Source organism: Neisseria sp. P0024.S006 (genome assembly GCF_051956595.1).
Taxonomy (GTDB): domain Bacteria; phylum Pseudomonadota; class Gammaproteobacteria; order Burkholderiales; family Neisseriaceae; genus Neisseria.
Genome location: NZ_JBQCXH010000004.1, coordinates 46,467 through 62,745, shown reverse-complemented (window position 1 = coordinate 62,745; position 16,279 = coordinate 46,467). Strand labels below are relative to the sequence as shown.

Annotated in this window: 11 protein-coding genes and 1 pseudogene; 3 read left to right on the top strand and 9 right to left on the bottom strand. The window is 51.4% G+C overall.

Features of this window, described 5'->3' with window-relative positions:
- Window positions 1–16: 16 nt before the first annotated feature.
- Window positions 17–1,378 (top strand): acetyl-CoA carboxylase biotin carboxylase subunit, encoded by a 1,362-nt coding sequence (gene accC, locus ACTHUF_RS08075; protein WP_296115267.1) that lies wholly within the window; start codon window positions 17–19, stop codon window positions 1,376–1,378.
- A gap of 72 nt (window positions 1,379–1,450) precedes the next feature.
- Here accC and ACTHUF_RS08070 read toward each other — a convergent pair whose 3' ends face one another.
- From ACTHUF_RS08070 to ACTHUF_RS08040, 7 genes are all read right to left on the bottom strand, one after another.
- Window positions 1,451–2,209: an iron ABC transporter ATP-binding protein gene (locus ACTHUF_RS08070; RefSeq protein WP_003749115.1), complete on the bottom strand. Its 759-nt coding sequence runs from the start codon at window positions 2,207–2,209 to the stop codon at window positions 1,451–1,453.
- A gap of 84 nt (window positions 2,210–2,293) precedes the next feature.
- Window positions 2,294–2,920 (bottom strand): FmdE family protein, encoded by a 627-nt coding sequence (locus tag ACTHUF_RS08065; RefSeq protein WP_315092756.1) that lies wholly within the window; start codon window positions 2,918–2,920, stop codon window positions 2,294–2,296.
- A 65-nt stretch (window positions 2,921–2,985) separates the two neighbouring features.
- Complete coding sequence (locus tag ACTHUF_RS08060; protein ID WP_440407469.1) at window positions 2,986–4,851, bottom strand: acyltransferase family protein; 1,866 nt, start codon at window positions 4,849–4,851, stop codon at window positions 2,986–2,988.
- A gap of 129 nt (window positions 4,852–4,980) precedes the next feature.
- Window positions 4,981–5,952, bottom strand: coding sequence for an iron chelate uptake ABC transporter family permease subunit (locus ACTHUF_RS08055; protein WP_070615889.1), 972 nt, complete (start codon window positions 5,950–5,952; stop codon window positions 4,981–4,983).
- Window positions 5,942–6,910, bottom strand: coding sequence for an ABC transporter permease (locus ACTHUF_RS08050; protein ID WP_440407468.1), 969 nt, complete (start codon window positions 6,908–6,910; stop codon window positions 5,942–5,944). The genes ACTHUF_RS08055 and ACTHUF_RS08050 overlap by 11 nt, the downstream gene beginning before the upstream one ends.
- A gap of 181 nt (window positions 6,911–7,091) precedes the next feature.
- Complete coding sequence (locus ACTHUF_RS08045) at window positions 7,092–8,054, bottom strand: siderophore ABC transporter substrate-binding protein (RefSeq protein ID WP_070850350.1); 963 nt, start codon at window positions 8,052–8,054, stop codon at window positions 7,092–7,094.
- Window positions 8,055–8,169: 115 nt separating this feature from the next.
- The gene (locus ACTHUF_RS08040) at window positions 8,170–10,185 is read right to left on the bottom strand and encodes a TonB-dependent receptor domain-containing protein (RefSeq protein ID WP_440407467.1); all 2,016 of its coding nucleotides are present in this window, start codon (window positions 10,183–10,185) and stop codon (window positions 8,170–8,172) included.
- Window positions 10,186–10,602: 417 nt separating this feature from the next.
- Between ACTHUF_RS08040 and groES the strand changes: the two genes are divergently transcribed.
- Window positions 10,603–10,890 carry a co-chaperone GroES gene (gene groES, locus ACTHUF_RS08035; protein ID WP_003744509.1) on the top strand — a complete coding sequence of 96 codons (288 nt, stop codon included), beginning with the start codon at window positions 10,603–10,605 and terminating at the stop codon, window positions 10,888–10,890.
- Between the two features lie 98 nt (window positions 10,891–10,988).
- Window positions 10,989–12,623, top strand: coding sequence for a chaperonin GroEL (groL, locus tag ACTHUF_RS08030; RefSeq protein WP_070843552.1), 1,635 nt, complete (start codon window positions 10,989–10,991; stop codon window positions 12,621–12,623).
- 307 nt (window positions 12,624–12,930) lie between these two features.
- Here the strand turns inward: groL and katA are convergent, their stop codons facing one another.
- The gene (gene katA / locus ACTHUF_RS08025; protein WP_440407466.1) at window positions 12,931–14,445 is read right to left on the bottom strand and encodes a catalase KatA; all 1,515 of its coding nucleotides are present in this window, start codon (window positions 14,443–14,445) and stop codon (window positions 12,931–12,933) included.
- 402 nt (window positions 14,446–14,847) lie between these two features.
- A pseudogene (locus tag ACTHUF_RS08020) lies at window positions 14,848–15,798 on the bottom strand (IS110 family transposase).
- Between the last annotated feature and the right edge of the window lie 481 nt (window positions 15,799–16,279).

Sequence of the window (16,279 nt, the reverse complement as noted above, 5' to 3'; positions counted from 1 at the left end):
ATCCGGAAAGATTATCATGCTGAAAAAAGTATTGATCGCCAACCGGGGCGAAATCGCCCTGCGCGTCCTGCGTGCCTGCCGTGAAATGGGCATCGCCACCGTCGCCGTCCATTCCGAAGCCGACAAAGACAGCCTGCACGTCAAACTCGCCGACGAATCCGTGTGCATCGGCCCTGCCGCATCCGCACAAAGCTACCTCAACATTCCCGCCCTCATTGCTGCCGCCGAAGTAACCGAAGCCGACGGCATCCACCCGGGCTACGGCTTCCTCGCCGAAAACGCCAATTTTGCCGAACAAGTCGAACAATCCGGCTTTGTCTTCATCGGCCCTAAAGCCGACACCATCCGCCTGATGGGCGACAAAGTATCCGCCAAACACGCCATGATCGAAGCCGGCGTGCCTTGCGTTCCCGGCTCTGACGGCGCATTGCCGGACGATGGCGAAGAAATCCTCAAAATCGCCGATAAAGTCGGTTATCCCGTCATTATCAAAGCCTCCGGCGGCGGCGGCGGCCGCGGTATGCGCGTCGTCGAGAAAAAAGAAGACCTCCTCCAGTCTGTCGAAATGACCAAAGCTGAAGCAGGTGCGGCATTCGGCAACCCGATGGTTTACATGGAACGCTATCTGCAACGTCCGCGCCACGTCGAAATTCAAGTGATTGCCGACGAACACGGCAACGCCATCTACCTCGCCGAGCGCGACTGCTCCATGCAGCGCCGCCACCAAAAAGTCATCGAAGAAGCACCGGCTCCGTTCATCACTGAAGAAGAACGCGCCAAAATCGGCAAAGCCTGTGCCGACGCTTGCAAACGCATCGGTTATCGCGGCGCAGGTACGTTTGAATTCCTGTACGAAGACGGCGAATTCTTCTTTATCGAGATGAACACACGCGTTCAGGTTGAGCATCCGGTTACCGAGCTCATCACCGGCGTGGACATCGTCCAAGAGCAATTGCGCATCGCATCCGGCCTGCCTTTGCAATACAAACAGGAAGACATCCACGTTGAAGGCCATGCTTTTGAATGCCGTATCAACGCCGAAGACCCGTACAACTTCATTCCAAGTCCGGGCCTGATTGAAAGCTGCCACCTGCCCGGCGGCTTCGGCGTCCGCGTCGACAGCCATATTTACCAAGGCTACCGCATCCCTCCTTACTACGACAGCCTGATCGGCAAAGTCTGTGTCGTTGGTAAAGACCGCGACCAAGCCATGGCCAAAATGCGCGTTGCCCTCGATGAGCTGGCGATTACCGGCATCAAAACCAATACGCCGCTGCACCGCGACTTGTTCAGCGATCCGGGTTTCCAAAAAGGTGGCGTCAGCATCCACTACTTGGAACACTGGCTGGAAGAACGCAAAGCCAAACAGGCTAAATAATCCCTTGTTTTGACTAAAAATCAGGCCGTCTGAAACGCAAAATGAAGTTTCAGACGGCCTTTTTTATTGGATTCAAACGTGGTGGATAACCAGTTTTTTGCCTTCGTAATCGAGGACGTTGACGTCCATATCGAATAGGGATTTGATGTTTTCGGCGGTAAAAATGTCGTTGGGCGCGCCCTGCATGGCGACTTGGCCGTTTTTCATGGCGACAACGTGGTCGGCGTAGGCGGCGGCCTGGTTGATGTCGTGCAGGACGACGACGGTGGTGCGTTTGTACTCATCGGTCAGCCGACGCAGGATTTGCATGAGGGAGCGGGCATGATACATGTCGAGGTTGTTCAGCGGCTCGTCTAGCAAAACGTAGTCGGTGCGCTGGCAGAACACCATGGCAATCATGGCGCGTTGGCGTTGTCCGCCGGAAAGCTCGGTCAGGTAGCGGTCGGCAAAGCCTTGCAGGTGGAACTCGGCGAGTGCTTCTTCGACGATGGTTTTATCCGTTTCAGACGGCCTGCCTTGGTGGTAGGGATAGCGGCCGAACATGAGCAGGTCGCGCACGGTAATGCGGCTCATGATGCTGTTTTCTTGGGTGAGGATGGAGAGCGTGCGGGCGAGTTCGGCGGTGGGCGTGGTTTTGATGTCTTTGCCTGCGTAGCTGATGTCGCCGTGTACCAAGGGTTGCAGGCGCGCCATAAAGGAGAGGAGGGTGGACTTGCCTGCGCCGTTCGGGCCGATTAGCGCGGTAATGCCGCCTTCGGGGATGTCGAGGCTGACGTCGTTGAGGATGGGGTTGCTGCCGATGGTGTGGCTGACGTTGCGGATGGTAATCATAGGCGGATTCGAGTATGGAAAACTTGGGGTTTCAGACGGCCTTTCAGCGTGAGGCCGTCTGAATTTTATTTCTGTATGGAGTGGTTAGATTTCGCTGACGGTCACAAATTCGGGATTGTCGGCTTGGTCGATCAGGAAGGCGCGGACGCGTTCTTGCCAAAGCTCGCCGAATTGTTTGAGTTCGTCGGCACTTGCGCTGCCGCTGACGGCTTTGGGCATGATGTCGCGCATTTGCGGCGCGAAGGGTTGGAGTGCGGCGTTGAGGCTGACGGCAACGGTTTTGCCGGTATCGCGGCGGCGGAGCGCGAGTGTGCCGTTGATTTCGCCTGCACCAAAGGACAATAAATGGCGGCGGGCAAAGCGTCCGGCAGGGCCTACGCCGCCAAAGCCGGTTTCGGGTGCTGCGCCGGTAAGGAGTTGGACGACGGAAGCGGTAACGCCGGTTGTGCCTTCGTCACGCTCGCCCTGCATAAAGGCTTCGATGTCGCCGCGTTGCGGCAGCTCTTCGCCGTAAAGGGCTTTCAGGCCTTTGATGACCATCAGGTAGGCACCAGCGACGGTCGGGCAGGAGTGGCCGCACAGGCGTACGGCATCGGCGTAGTGGTAAGTGAGGATGCCGTTTTCGGCTGCACCGAGGAAGTTGGCCAATGCGTCTTGGACGGTGATGGTCGGGGCTTGGTTGAAGAATGATGGGAAATGTTCTTGTGTCATGAGGGTTGTCCTTTGCGGGTTTGCCCGGGCCGTCTGAAATATTCAGACGGCCTTGGGCATGAATGTTATTTTAAGAGTATTTGTTTGTCCTGTATAAATTTTTCGGCCAGTTTTGTCGCACCGTGGGTGTTGAGGTGGTTGGTGTCGAAATATATCGGCAGGCCGCCTATGTTTTTATCTGCCGGAATCGGACCCATGATGTTGACCCAATGCACGGCAGGCCGCTGTTTGACAATGTTTTCTATGGTTTTGTCGGCTTCGGCGGAGCGGGCGATTTCGGTTTTTTTATGCTCGGAAACGTATTGCATGTCGAGGCCGAAGCGTTGTTTCAGGTAGTAATGGCGCAGGGGCAGTTGTGCGTTCATCGGCGTGTCGGCAAAGACGTAAACCTGCTTGCCCTGTTGAATCAGGGTGTCAAGCATTTTGCCGAAATGCTCCGTAAAACCGGGCTTGTCGGTATGCAGGAACCAACGTTGCGAGATAAAGACCACCGGATAGTTTTCGATCTTTTGTGCGATAAAGCGGTTGTAAGGGTTGCAACGGTCGGCACGGCGGTCGCTTTGCGGCAACATAAAGCCGAAGGCAACGCCACAGCTGTTGGACGAGATAACGTCGGCGGCAAAGCCTTCCTGTTTGCCCACCATATCGATAAAGGGCGTCAGGTGGGCGGCGTGGGAATCGCCCATCAGCAGGACTTTGCTGCTTTGGTTTTCCGTACCGACAGCGCAGTCGGTTTTGGTCAAGGTATCCGCGCAGATTTTACTTTCGTCAACCGTATATAGGTTTGCCTCGTATGCGGCCGGTTTGGCCGTCAGCAGGTAGCCGGCGGCAGGAATCAGCAGAGCGAAATAGGCGGCGATTACCCCGATGAATTTTGGGGTGGTGAAATTCTTTATCCGTCGCGCTGGTGTTTCGACGAAGTAATAGGACAAAACGGACAAGCCCGACATCAGCACCACGGCCAATACAATCGCGGACATCGGTAAAGCGTTGTCCATGTAAACATAGCGCATGACGGCCAAGACCACCCAATGCCACAAATACAGCGAATAGGAAATCAAACCGATAAACACAACAGGCTTGAGGCTCAACAGTTTGGCGGTATTGAAGCCGTTTTGCGTCTGCAGGGTTTTGCCTGAGTAAATCAAGCCGCCGACCGCCGTACAGCACAGCAATCGTTCGATATTACCTTCACCGGGCAACACGCCGTAAGGAAGCAGCAACATGGCGGCAATCACCGCCATCATCGCCCAGCCGACCAAAGGCGTGCTGAAGTGGTCGTTGTTTTGCGAGGGCGGAATAAAGGCGAAAAGTGCGCCGATCAGCAGCTCGTATGCGCGCACATAAGGCAGGAAATAAGGGTCCATGCCGAAGGTGGGCAAAAAGACGGACAGCAGGCTCAATACAATCAGCAAAAGGATGAATTGGCGGATGCTGCGCCCTTTGCTGAAGCGGAAAAAGGCAATCAGCAAAACCGGGAAAACAAAGTAAAACTGCTCTTCCAGCGATAAAGACCAAATGTGTTGCAAAGGTTTTTCCGCCGCATCGGCATCAAAATAGCCGCCGCGCCGTGCAAAAAACAGGTTGGCCGAAAACAGTAATGCAAACACTGCCGATTTTACGTATTGGCGCAGGTCAAACGACAAGAAAAAGATTGCGGCGGCCAAGCTCGTACACAGCAATACGCAGGCGAAAACGGGCAAAATACGCTTGGCGCGGCGTTTGTAGAATTCTAAAAACGAAAAACTGCCGTTTTGCATTTCGCGGCTGATGATGGTGGTAATCAGATAGCCGGACAAAACGAAAAACATATCCACGCCGAGAAAGCCGCCGGGCAGCCAAGCGGCGTCGATGTGGAAAATAATAACGGCCAAGACGGCCAAAGCCCGGATGCCGTCCAAGTCGGGACGGTATTTTAATGTCGTACTCATTTTTTGTAATTTTAGTAAATTTAGTGATGTTTACTATGAGTACATGTTAGAAATTTAGTTTCATTTCAATGGTTAAATATTTTTTAACACGGGTTTCAGACGGCCTGAAGCTGTTTGGGCACGTTTAATTTATTTCTTTTTCAACACCAAATATAAAAATACCAAGCCACCTGCAAATTCGACGACCACGCTCAATACGGCCTGCATACCGAGGAAGTGTTCGAAGATGGTTTGCCCACCGACCAACAGGATGCCGCCGACACAAAAAGTCATGGGCAGGCGGACGGAATGTTTCACCGACGGGGAAAAATGGTTGGCTAGCGCGGCAACCAGCAGGCCGAAAAAGCTTACCGGGCCGACAACGGCGGTCGCGGTCGCAACCAGCGCGGCTATCCAGAGCAGCAGCCATAAGGTATTGCGCGTGTAGTTGATGCCCAAATTAATGGCCTGATTGCGGCCGAGCAGGTAAACATCGAGGCGGTGGCGTTCGCGCCAGATTACGGCAGCGCTGATGAGCAACACGACTGCGCCGATGCCCAACAATTCCGAGTGGACGGTATTGAAGGTGGCAAACATATTCGCCTGCGCGGCGGTAAATTCTTCGGGGTCAATCATGCGCGAAAGCAGCGACGACAGGCTGCGGAACAAAATCCCGAAAATCACGCCGATTAAAATCATGCGCGACAAATCGCGTCCGCCCTGTTTGATGAGCGTGTAAAACAGCAGCAGCGAGCCGCCCATCATGATGACCAGCTCAAAGCCGAATTTGCCCGTCAACGGCAGGGAAGCATAGCCTACGCCGCCGAGCGTAAACACCAGCAAGGTCTGCAAAAACACATACAGCGAATCGAAACCCAAAATCGAAGGGGTCAGAATCGGGTTGTTGGTCAGCGTTTGGAAGAGTTGCGTGGACACGCCGACCGCATAGGCGACCATCAGCAGCGCGGCAAGTTTGGTCAGGCGCAGGTTTAAAACAAAGTCCCAATCGCCTTTGACATTGAGCGTCATAAACAGGGCGCAGGAAACCAGCAACAGCGCAAAAGCCACCCACAACGGACGGCTGCTTCCTGCCATAAAATCGATATTTTTTTCAGACGGCATGAGCAGGTTTCCTTAATAAAAGCCACAAAAACAACACCGTACCCATGACTCCGAAAACAGTCGATACAGGGATTTCAAACGGAAACACAATCACGCGTCCGACAATGTCGCACAGCAACACCAAAGACGCGCCCAGCAAGGCCACCGCCGGCAGGCTTTGGCGCAGCTTGTCGCCCATCAGGCGGCTGATGATGTTCGGCACGACCAAGCCGATAAACGGAATATTGCCGACCGTTACGACCACCAAAGACGTAATCAGCGCCACAATAATCAGCCCCGACCACAGAATCGCCGTCCGGTTCAGCCCCAAGTTCACGCTTACCGTTTCGCCCAAACCCAAAATCGTCAGCTGGTCGGCAATCAAATAGGCAAACAAAGCCAAAACCCCCGTTGCCCACAACAGCTCATACCGCCCGAGTAACACGCCGGAAAAATCGCCCTGCTGCCACACGCCCAGCATTTGCAGCATTTCGTTTTGATACGCGATAAAGGTGGCCACCGCCTCAATCACACCGCCGAAAATAATCCCGACCAAAGGCACCATTAGTTGCGCGGTCGGCGGCAGGCGGCGGATCAGCAGCATAAAGACCAACATCCCGATCAGCGCGGCAACGGCGGCAACCGACATTTTTGCCAGCAGCGGCGCGGCCGGAAGCATCAGGGTCATCAGAAGCAAACCCAAAGCCGCGCTTTGGCTTGCGCCCACCATCGACGGTTCGACAAAACGGTTACGCATCAAAATCTGCATAATCATGCCGGCCACGGCCATCGATGCGCCTGTCAGCACAATGGCAAACGTGCGCGGCAGGCGGCTGATGAACATAACCTGTTGGCTGTCGGAGAGCGAAAATAGGGCGGACCAGTCGAATTGGGCCACGCCGACCGACAGGCTGACGGCAAACAATATCAGAAGCGCGATGCCGTTGATAAGGTTCAAATAAAAGGGCTTGTGAAACATAAACGATAAGGTCGTAAAAGAAACAAAGGCATTATTTTGTAGTTGTATCGTTTTAAAAGATAACGAAGCAAACGGGCAAGAATGCCCGTTTCAGACGGCCTGATGACCAAAATACAGCTTGGGCAAAGGCCGTCCGGATGCCGTGAAACGGAAGGATGGGCATTGCCGCCCGCCGAAACAACTATTTCGCCGCGTTGAATGCGTCGGCAACCTGTTTGGAAGCGTTCAGCAATTCTTGTGCGCCGCCGGCCGCCAAATAAGTTTCAGGAACAAGGTAAACCACCTGTCCTTTTTTCCAGGCGTTCGTTTCAGCGACCAGCGGATTGTTCAACACATCTTTTGCCGCCTGGCCTTCTTCACCGATGGCCGCGCCGCGGTCAAGGACGAACAACCAATCAGGGTTTTTCTCTTTCAAGTATTCAAAGCTGATAGGCTGGCCGTGGCTGCCTTCTTTAATCGATTCATCGACAGCGGGAACGCCGATGTCTTTATGCAGCCAACCGCCCAAACGTGAAGAAGGGCCGAAAGCCGACATCTTGCCGCCGTTGACCAATACCACCAAACCCTTACCTTTGCCTTGTGCCGCAGTTTTCGCCGCGTCAAACGAAGCGTCGATTTCTGCTTTCAGCTTGTCCGCTTCGGCCTGTTTGCCGAAGATTTGCGCCAGCGCGTCGATACGCTCTTTTGAGCTTTCTTTCAGATTGGCAGTTTCGGCGGTCATTTCGATGGTCGGCGCAATCTCGTTCAACTTGTCAAACGCCTTGGCTGCACGGCTGCCGATGATGATGAGCTGCGGTTTGTAAGCGTTTAAGGCTTCGTAGTCAGGCTCAAACAGCGTGCCGGCAGGTTTGGTCGTTTTGAAATATTCGTCCAAGTAGGGCAGGCGGTTTTTGTCGACGGACAAACCGGTTTTCACGCCCAGTTTGTTTAAGGTATCGAGCATGCCCAAATCGTAAACAGCGATGCGTTCAGGATTTTGCGGCACTTTCGCATCGCCGCGCGCCGTTTTGACGGTCAGGCTTGCGCCTTCGGTTTGGGCGGCAGAAGCGGAAGCAGTTTGGGCTTGGTTGGAAGCAGAATCTTTCGGTGAACACGCACCCAAAGCAAGGGTGCAGCATACGGCTAAAGCGGTCAAACGTAACATAGGGTTTCTCCGTGGTCGGAAATAAAGTAAATCGAAATGATAACTTGTATCGGATTATAAAGCTAGATGCCGTCTGAAAACTTTTGTTTTCAGACGGCTTTTTCAAGCTGATTGCTTAGAAGCGGTAGTTTACGCTCAAGCGGACATCGCGGCCTGGTTCAGGCAGAGAATTGGCACCTGCGCGCTGGCTGTGCGGCTTGTAGTTTTTATCAAAGACATTGTTGACGGAGAAGTTGACGTTCAAGTCGTCTTTGCCTGTCGGTTTCCAGTTGGCGAAGATATCGTTGACGCCGTAGCCTGCACGGACAACATTCAGAGCCACGTCAGAGCCACGCGAGGTCGGCGCATAGCCTGCATTTTGGACATAACGTCCGCGCCAGCCGATTTCCAGATTCGGATTGTCGAATTGGTAAGACAGGCCGGTTGTCCATGTGCGTCCCATCGGGATGGCGGTTGTCACGATGTCGGCTGTATCGCCGTTCAGTTTCGGTCTGCTGTAAGCTACGCCTGCGCGGGCGGTCAGACCTTTCCAATGGTAGGCGGCGTTCAGTTCGTAACCTCTGTTTTTCAGCTTGCCGCCGTTATACCAGACGTAGTTTCGTCCTTCTTGACGGATGGCCTGTACATCTTTGATTTGCTGATGGAAATAGCTGCCGGAGAGCGTCAGGGCAGAATTCCAGTGGTAGTTAAAGCCGATTTCTGCATTTCGCGAGCGTTCTGCTTTCAAGTCAGGCGACGAAACAATCGGCCTGTTGTTTGCTAAAGCCGCTTCGTACAGGCGTGGGCTGCGGGTCGCATAGTTCAGACTGGTGTTGATGGAGAAATCAGGAGTAATGTCATAAACCAACCCGATGCTTGGATTGAGGTTGCCGTCTGAATTTTCTGTTTTGCTACTGGTTTTCATTTTCCAACGGTCATAGCGCAAACCTGTGGTCAGCGTAACCGGAGAGAAATCCCAAATGCCTTCTACATATACGCCGGCATCGTTTTTCTTCTCACCGCCTTCTCCGTTTGAGCTGCTTTTTTGAGTGCGCCAGTTTACTCCGTATTTCAGGGTATGACGGTCAAAGAGGCGGCTGTCGAGATTGAGATTGGCTCCGTATGTCCGTACTTCGCCGTCCAATTCATAATTGGGATTGGGGACTTCGTCGCGTTTGGTATTCAAACGGTAAACATTGGTTTTGATTTTGTCGATAAAGCCCCAGTTTCCGCCTTTGAATTCCAAGTTGGTGGTGTCTTGGGTCAGCGTGCGGTAACGCGGCGAGTTGTTGGCGGTATTCGGAATGCGGTTGCCGTTGGCATCCAAAACGTATTGACCCGTGCGGCGGTCGGTTTGGAAGACTTGCGAGAAATCGAACTCCTCGCGCAGGGCGCGTTCCCCATATTGTTTTTCTTGGCGGTGGCTCAATTCAATACGGTTGTCTTCATTGAAGCGATAGCCGATTTTGCCCAGCAAACCGCGTGAACCCAATCCACTGTTTAAAACCTTATCGCTTCCGAGCAGATTACGGTAGCCTTTGCCTGCCGTGTATTCTTTGTCGCGTACGAAATTGCCTGAAACCAAAGCATCAAAACCGCCTGCCTGACCATAAACGCTTGCGCCGCGTGAATAGCCTTTATTGCTGCTGATGCCGGCATTGACTTTGAAACCGACGTTTTGACCTTCTCTCAGCAAATCTTTGGCTTCAACCGTTTCGGCAACAATTGCGCCGCTGGTTGCACCGATACCTGCGGAGGCTGAACCCGTACCTTTTTGCACGGCAACGACTTTTACCAATGCGGGGTCAAGCATAAAGCGGCCGTTGTGGTGGAAAATCTGGCTGTCGGTGTAAGTATCGTCAACTTTATAGTCTATTTGGTCTTGTCCCATGCCGCGGATGGTCACCCACTGCGACTGACCGTTGCCGCCGCCGAAACTGATAGAAGGCTCGTTGAACAATACGTCTTTTAAATCAGTGGAAGTCGTTTCTTCCATACGTTTCGTCGTTACACGGTGTGTGGCGCTTGTGGCCTGTCCTTTGACGGTAACGGTATCAAGCACAACATTGTCTTTGGCTTCATTTTCTGCGTGTGCAAAACCGGCTGCCAGTGTCAGTGACAGCAGGCTCAGTCGAAACAGGGGCGTATTCATTGAGAAATGTCCTTAATAAAATGACAGTAATAAAAAAATAAAAGCAAATAAAGAAAAATTATCTTTAAATCATGCAATTAAGAATAATCATCATTTATAATGATGCATATAAAAGAAACGGTTGTAAAGAGTTGTATTGAATTTGTAAAGGAAGTGGGTTGTTTTTAAACGAACTTTGCAGTTGGTATATCAGGCCGTCTGAAAAATATGTGATCGGGCATTTTTGCGTATGAAAATATTTGGAAAGACTGCATAGAAATTTTTACTTTTTCCCTTGAATTTGTCGCAAATAACCCAAATCTACCCACCATTACGGCAGGCTTTCTACTAAGTGTGCCGCTATTTTCAAGCAAACCGTGTCTGTCATGTCCGACAGACAATTGTTTTCAATCTATTTATTTATCGGAGCATTAAGACATGACCATCCGCCCTTTACACGACCGCGTAGTCGTCAAACGCTTAGAAGCTGAAGAAAAAACCGCCTCCGGCATCGTTTTGCCGGGTGCGGCTGCTGAAAAACCCGACATGGGCGAAGTAATCGCCGTGGGTGCGGGCAAAATCGGTAAAGACGGTGCGCGCCGTCCGCTGGATGTCAAAGTCGGCGACAAAGTGATCTTCGGCAAATACAGCGGCCAAACTGTAAAAGCCGACGGCGAAGAGCTGTTGGTAATGCGTGAAGAAGACATCTTCGGTATCGTTGAATAATTGTTGAATTAAGTTTCAGAACCAAAGGCCGTCTGAATCAAACATGAAGTTTTCAGACGGCCTCAAACAGATTTTTAATATTGATTTGGAGAATTTAAATGGCAGCAAAAGACGTACAATTCGGCAATGAAGTTCGCCAAAAAATGGTAAACGGCGTCAATGTATTGGCAAACGCCGTACGCGTAACTTTGGGCCCTAAAGGCCGCAACGTGGTACTTGACCGCGCTTTCGGCGGCCCGCACATCACTAAAGACGGTGTGTCTGTTGCAAAAGAAATCGAATTGAAAGACAAATTCGAAAACATGGGCGCGCAAATGGTAAAAGAAGTGGCGTCTAAAACCAACGACGTGGCCGGCGACGGTACCACTACTGCAACCGTATTGGCGCAATCCATCGTTGCCGAAGGCATGAAATACGTGACCGCCGGCATGAACCCGACCGACCTGAAACGCGGTATCGACAAAGCCGTTGCCGCTTTGGTTGACGAGCTGAAAAACATCGCCAAACCTTGCGACACTTCTAAAGAAATCGCCCAAGTCGGCTCTATTTCCGCCAACTCTGACGAACAAGTCGGCGCGATTATCGCCGAAGCGATGGAAAAAGTCGGCAAAGAAGGCGTGATTACCGTTGAAGACGGCAAATCTTTGGAAAACGAGCTGGACGTGGTTGAAGGTATGCAGTTCGACCGCGGCTACCTGTCTCCTTACTTCATCAACGACGCTGAAAAACAAATCGCTGCTTTGGACAATCCGTTTGTATTGTTGTTCGACAAAAAAATCAGCAACATCCGCGACCTGCTGCCTGTTTTGGAACAAGTGGCCAAAGCCAGCCGTCCGCTGTTGATTATCGCTGAAGACGTAGAAGGCGAAGCCTTGGCGACTTTGGTCGTGAACAACATCCGCGGTATTCTGAAAACCGTTGCCGTTAAAGCCCCTGGCTTCGGCGACCGCCGCAAAGCCATGTTGCAAGACATCGCTATCCTGACCGGCGGCGTGGTGATTTCCGAAGAAGTCGGCCTGTCTCTGGAAAAAGCGACTTTGGACGACTTGGGTCAAGCCAAACGCATCGAAATCGGTAAAGAAAACACCACCATCATCGACGGCTTCGGTGACGCTGCCCAAATCGAAGCGCGTGTTGCCGAAATCCGCCAACAAATCGAAACCGCAACCAGCGAATACGACAAAGAAAAACTGCAAGAACGCGTGGCTAAATTGGCCGGCGGCGTGGCAGTCATCAAAGTCGGTGCCGCTACCGAAGTCGAAATGAAAGAGAAAAAAGACCGCGTGGAAGACGCGCTGCACGCTACCCGCGCAGCCGTTGAAGAAGGCGTGGTTGCAGGCGGCGGCGTAGCCCTGTTGCGCGCACGTGCTGCTTTGGAAAACCTGCACACCGGCAATGCCGACCAAGATGCAGGCGTACAAATCGTCTTGCGTGCCGTTGAATCTCCGCTGCGCCAAATCGTTGCCAACGCAGGCGGCGAACCTAGCGTGGTTGTGAACAAAGTGTTGGAAGGCGAAGGCAACTACGGTTACAACGCAGGCTCCGGCGAATACGGCGACATGATTGAAATGGGCGTACTCGACCCTGCCAAAGTAACCCGTTCCGCGCTGCAACACGCCGCATCGATCGCCGGCCTGATGCTGACCACAGACTGCATGATCGCTGAAATCCCTGAAGAAAAACCTGCTATGCCTGATATGGGCGGCATGGGTGGTATGGGCGGCATGATGTAAGGCCGTCTGAAACCTTCAGACAAAAAGCAAAACCGCACGGTAATCAGCCGTGCGGTTTTTTATTTGCCAGTGGAAAGCGTGAGATGGTGCAGAGGGCATGCCATGATTTACGGAGAAATAAGGGTAGCCAAATTCCATTGAAACAGAAGCAGTTAAATAAACTTCATCATCAAAAAAGGCCGTCTGAAACTTTATTTTGCGTTTCAGACGGCCTGCTTAATGATCTAAACCGTTACTTTTTGCTCGAACGGCTGTATCGGACAGCTTGAGACAAGATTTCTTCAATTTCTATCCACATAATGCCTCCTTACAGTAAACCAGGTTGACCTAAAGCCGGGTCGTTGGCTCGTGCCGCTTGGGCATCTTCGACAGTCAGTCCAAGGGCTTTGGCTACGCCTTCGCCGTATGCCGGATCGCAACGGTGGCAGTTGCGGATGTGGCGGAATTTGATGAAGTCGGGGGCGTCGCCCATGGCTGCGGCGGTGTTGTCGAACAAAGCCTGTTTCTGCGCGTCGTTCATCAGGTTGAACAAGGCGCGCGGTTGGCTGAAGTAGTCGTCATCGTCTTGGCGGTAGTCCCAGTGCGCCGCGTCGCCGCTGATTTTCAAAGGCGGTTCGGCGAAGTCGGGCTGTTGCTGCCATTGGCCGAAGCTGTTGGGTTCGTAGTGCGGCAGGCTGCCGTAGTTGCCATCGGCGCGGCCTTGTCCGTCGCGCTGGTTGCTGTGGACGGGGCAACGCGGGCGGTTGACGGGAATTTGGCGGAAGTTTACGCCCAAACGGTAGCGCTGCGCATCAGCGTAATTGAACAAACGGGCTTGCAGCATTTTGTCGGGGCTGGCACCGATACCGGGAACCAGGTTGCTCGGGGCGAAGGCGGATTGTTCCACATCGGCGAAGAAGTTTTCGGGATTGCGGTTTAACTCAAATTCGCCCACTTCAATCAGCGGATAGTCTTTTTTCGGCCAAACTTTGGTCAAGTCAAACGGATGATACGGCACTTTTTCCGCATCGGCTTCAGGCATGACTTGGATGTACATCGTCCATTTCGGAAACTCGCCGCGCTCGATGGCTTCGTACAGGTCGCGCTGGTGGCTTTCGCGGTCGTCGGCAATGATTTTGGCGGCCTCTTCGTTGGTCAGGTTTTTAATGCCTTGTTGGCTGCGGAAATGGAATTTCACCCAAAAACGCTCGCCCGCTTCGTTCCAAAAACTGTAAGTATGCGAACCGAAGCCGTGCATATGGCGGTAGCTGGCGGGGATGCCGCGGTCGCTCATGACGATGGTGACTTGGTGCAGGGCTTCGGGCAACAGCGTCCAGAAATCCCAGTTGTTTGTGGCAGAACGCATATTGTTGCGCGGGTCACGTTTGACGGCTTTGTTCAGATCGGGGAATTTACGCGGGTCGCGCAGGAAGAACACAGGCGTGTTGTTGCCGACCATGTCCCAGTTGCCTTCTTCGGTATAAAACTTCAACGCAAAGCCGCGGATGTCGCGTTCCGCATCGGCTGCGCCGCGCTCGCCTGCCACGGTGGTGAAACGGGCGAACATTTCGGTTTGCTTGCCGACTTCGCTGAAGATTTTGGCACGGGTGTATTTTGTAATGTCGTGCGTCACGGTAAACGTACCGAACGCGCCCGAACCTTTGGCGTGCATACGGCGTTCGGGGATGACTTCGCGCACGAAGTCGGCGAGTTTTTCATTCAGCCACAAATCCTGTGCCAGCAGAGGGCCGCGCGGACCGGCGGTCAGGCTGTTTTGATTGTCGGCAACGGGCGCACCGTTGTTCATGGTCAGATGGGTGACTGGGCATTTAGAGATAGACATAGTTATTTCCTTTGTGAAGTTGTTATAGGTTGATGAAATGGTTTCCAGGATGGAATGCTTCTATACAAAATATGATAAATTTTCAATATCAATATTTAAATATAGTTTGCGTTAAGCTATGAATCAAACTATACAGAAAGGTTTTAGCTATTGAAACTATGAAACCGATTTAGAATAAATATTATTAATTAATAATCTAATATTGTTTGTTTTTATAAATGATGGTGTTATAAAAAAGATAGTGTATTTCACAGTCAAATAAATTTACATTTCTTGACGTTGCAATAATGCGCACCCCGATTTATTCGGGGTGTTTGTTTTGTTTTAAACGGTTTTAATGTTTTTATTTATGTTTTATTTTCAATAAATTAAAAATCGCCGGTGAAAGCCAGGTTTAATTTTTCATTTATATCTTTCCGGCTCGAAATCTTGACCGTTTTGTAATAAGTTGAAAGCTATCACAGCAAGTTTGCGCATGATGGCTATCAGTATGAGTTTTATGGGCTTTCCTTTGGCTTTTAATCTGTTTACGAAACTGGAAAAGACGTTACAGCGATAAGCAACTACGGCGGGCATATACAGGCTTTTTCTGATGTCGGCATTGCCGATTTTCGATATTCGGCTTTTGCCGTTTACGCTGCTTCCAGATTGGTTTTTGCGTGGGTCTAAACCGAGATAGGCAGTAAACTGCTTTTGGTTGGAGAAAGGATGTCTTTTGTAGGCGGAAAGCAATACTGCTGCGCTTTGTTCCCCTATGCCCGTAATGGTCTTTAGGCGTTTGCGTTGCGTATTGTAATCGGGATGAGACTTGTAGAACTGGAGCAGTTGCTTTTTGATGGCACGTATTTAGCTGCTCAGATTTTCAATGGTGGTTTTGATATGTGGGGCGATGTAGTCGGGTGCTTCGTGCAGTTTGGTGGTTTCGGTCGCACGTTGTTGTTTGAGATGGTCTAAATATCGGGCGAGTTCTTTGAGCTGTTTCTGTTCTTGTGACGGCGGTATCCATGCTTTCAGTTTGTGTTTCCGGTCTTGGCAGTATTGTGCGATTAGTCTTGCATCTTGCTTGTCGGTTTTACTTCGTTGAAGTTCGGCTATGGCATACCCTTTTATTCTTCGCGGATTCTCGACCGTAACGATGTAATGCTGATGTAAATAATGGGCTAGCGGTTCGTAATATGTTCCGGTGGCTTCGCAGCAGCAATGCAGCTCTGAAGTCATTTGATGAAATTTTAGCCAGTCTGTAAGTAGTTGGAATCCTTTCGGGTTGTTGCTGAATCTCTTTTCATGGTTTTGGCCGTCTGAAATGAGACAGCAATCTATTGTGAGTTTTGATACGTCTATGCCTAAGTACATGTGTTTTACCTTATAAATTCGGGTTGCGCCCTAGATAGTGTCCAAACTGTAGATGTACGAAAGCCCACGCTTCTATCTTTTTTACAAGCTATGGCTTTGGCCGTGCTTTCGAAGTCGTGGGCTTTACTTGGTGTTTCGTCAAACGCCAAGCCCTGAAAATGCTGGTTTCACGTTCAGGGCTTGAAGCTTATCGTGTGCTTGCCTTCGGCGACATTCGCCATGTGGCAGGGGTTGGCGCAAAAAACCGCCCCAACCCTTGCTAATAGCGTTTTTGGGTGAGCTAGCGTCAAGGGGTATCCAAAAAGTTTTATAAAGGCAAAAAACGCGCCTTTACAAAACTTTCTGGACGTCCTCCCCCTGACTTGTGTTCAAGTAAGTGGGTGGATTAGGGGTGTTTAATTTATAAAAATATTAACACTGCAAAAATTAAAACAAGGGCTATTGAAAAACCTATCAAAGCTTCTTTAAAAAAGACTTTAAA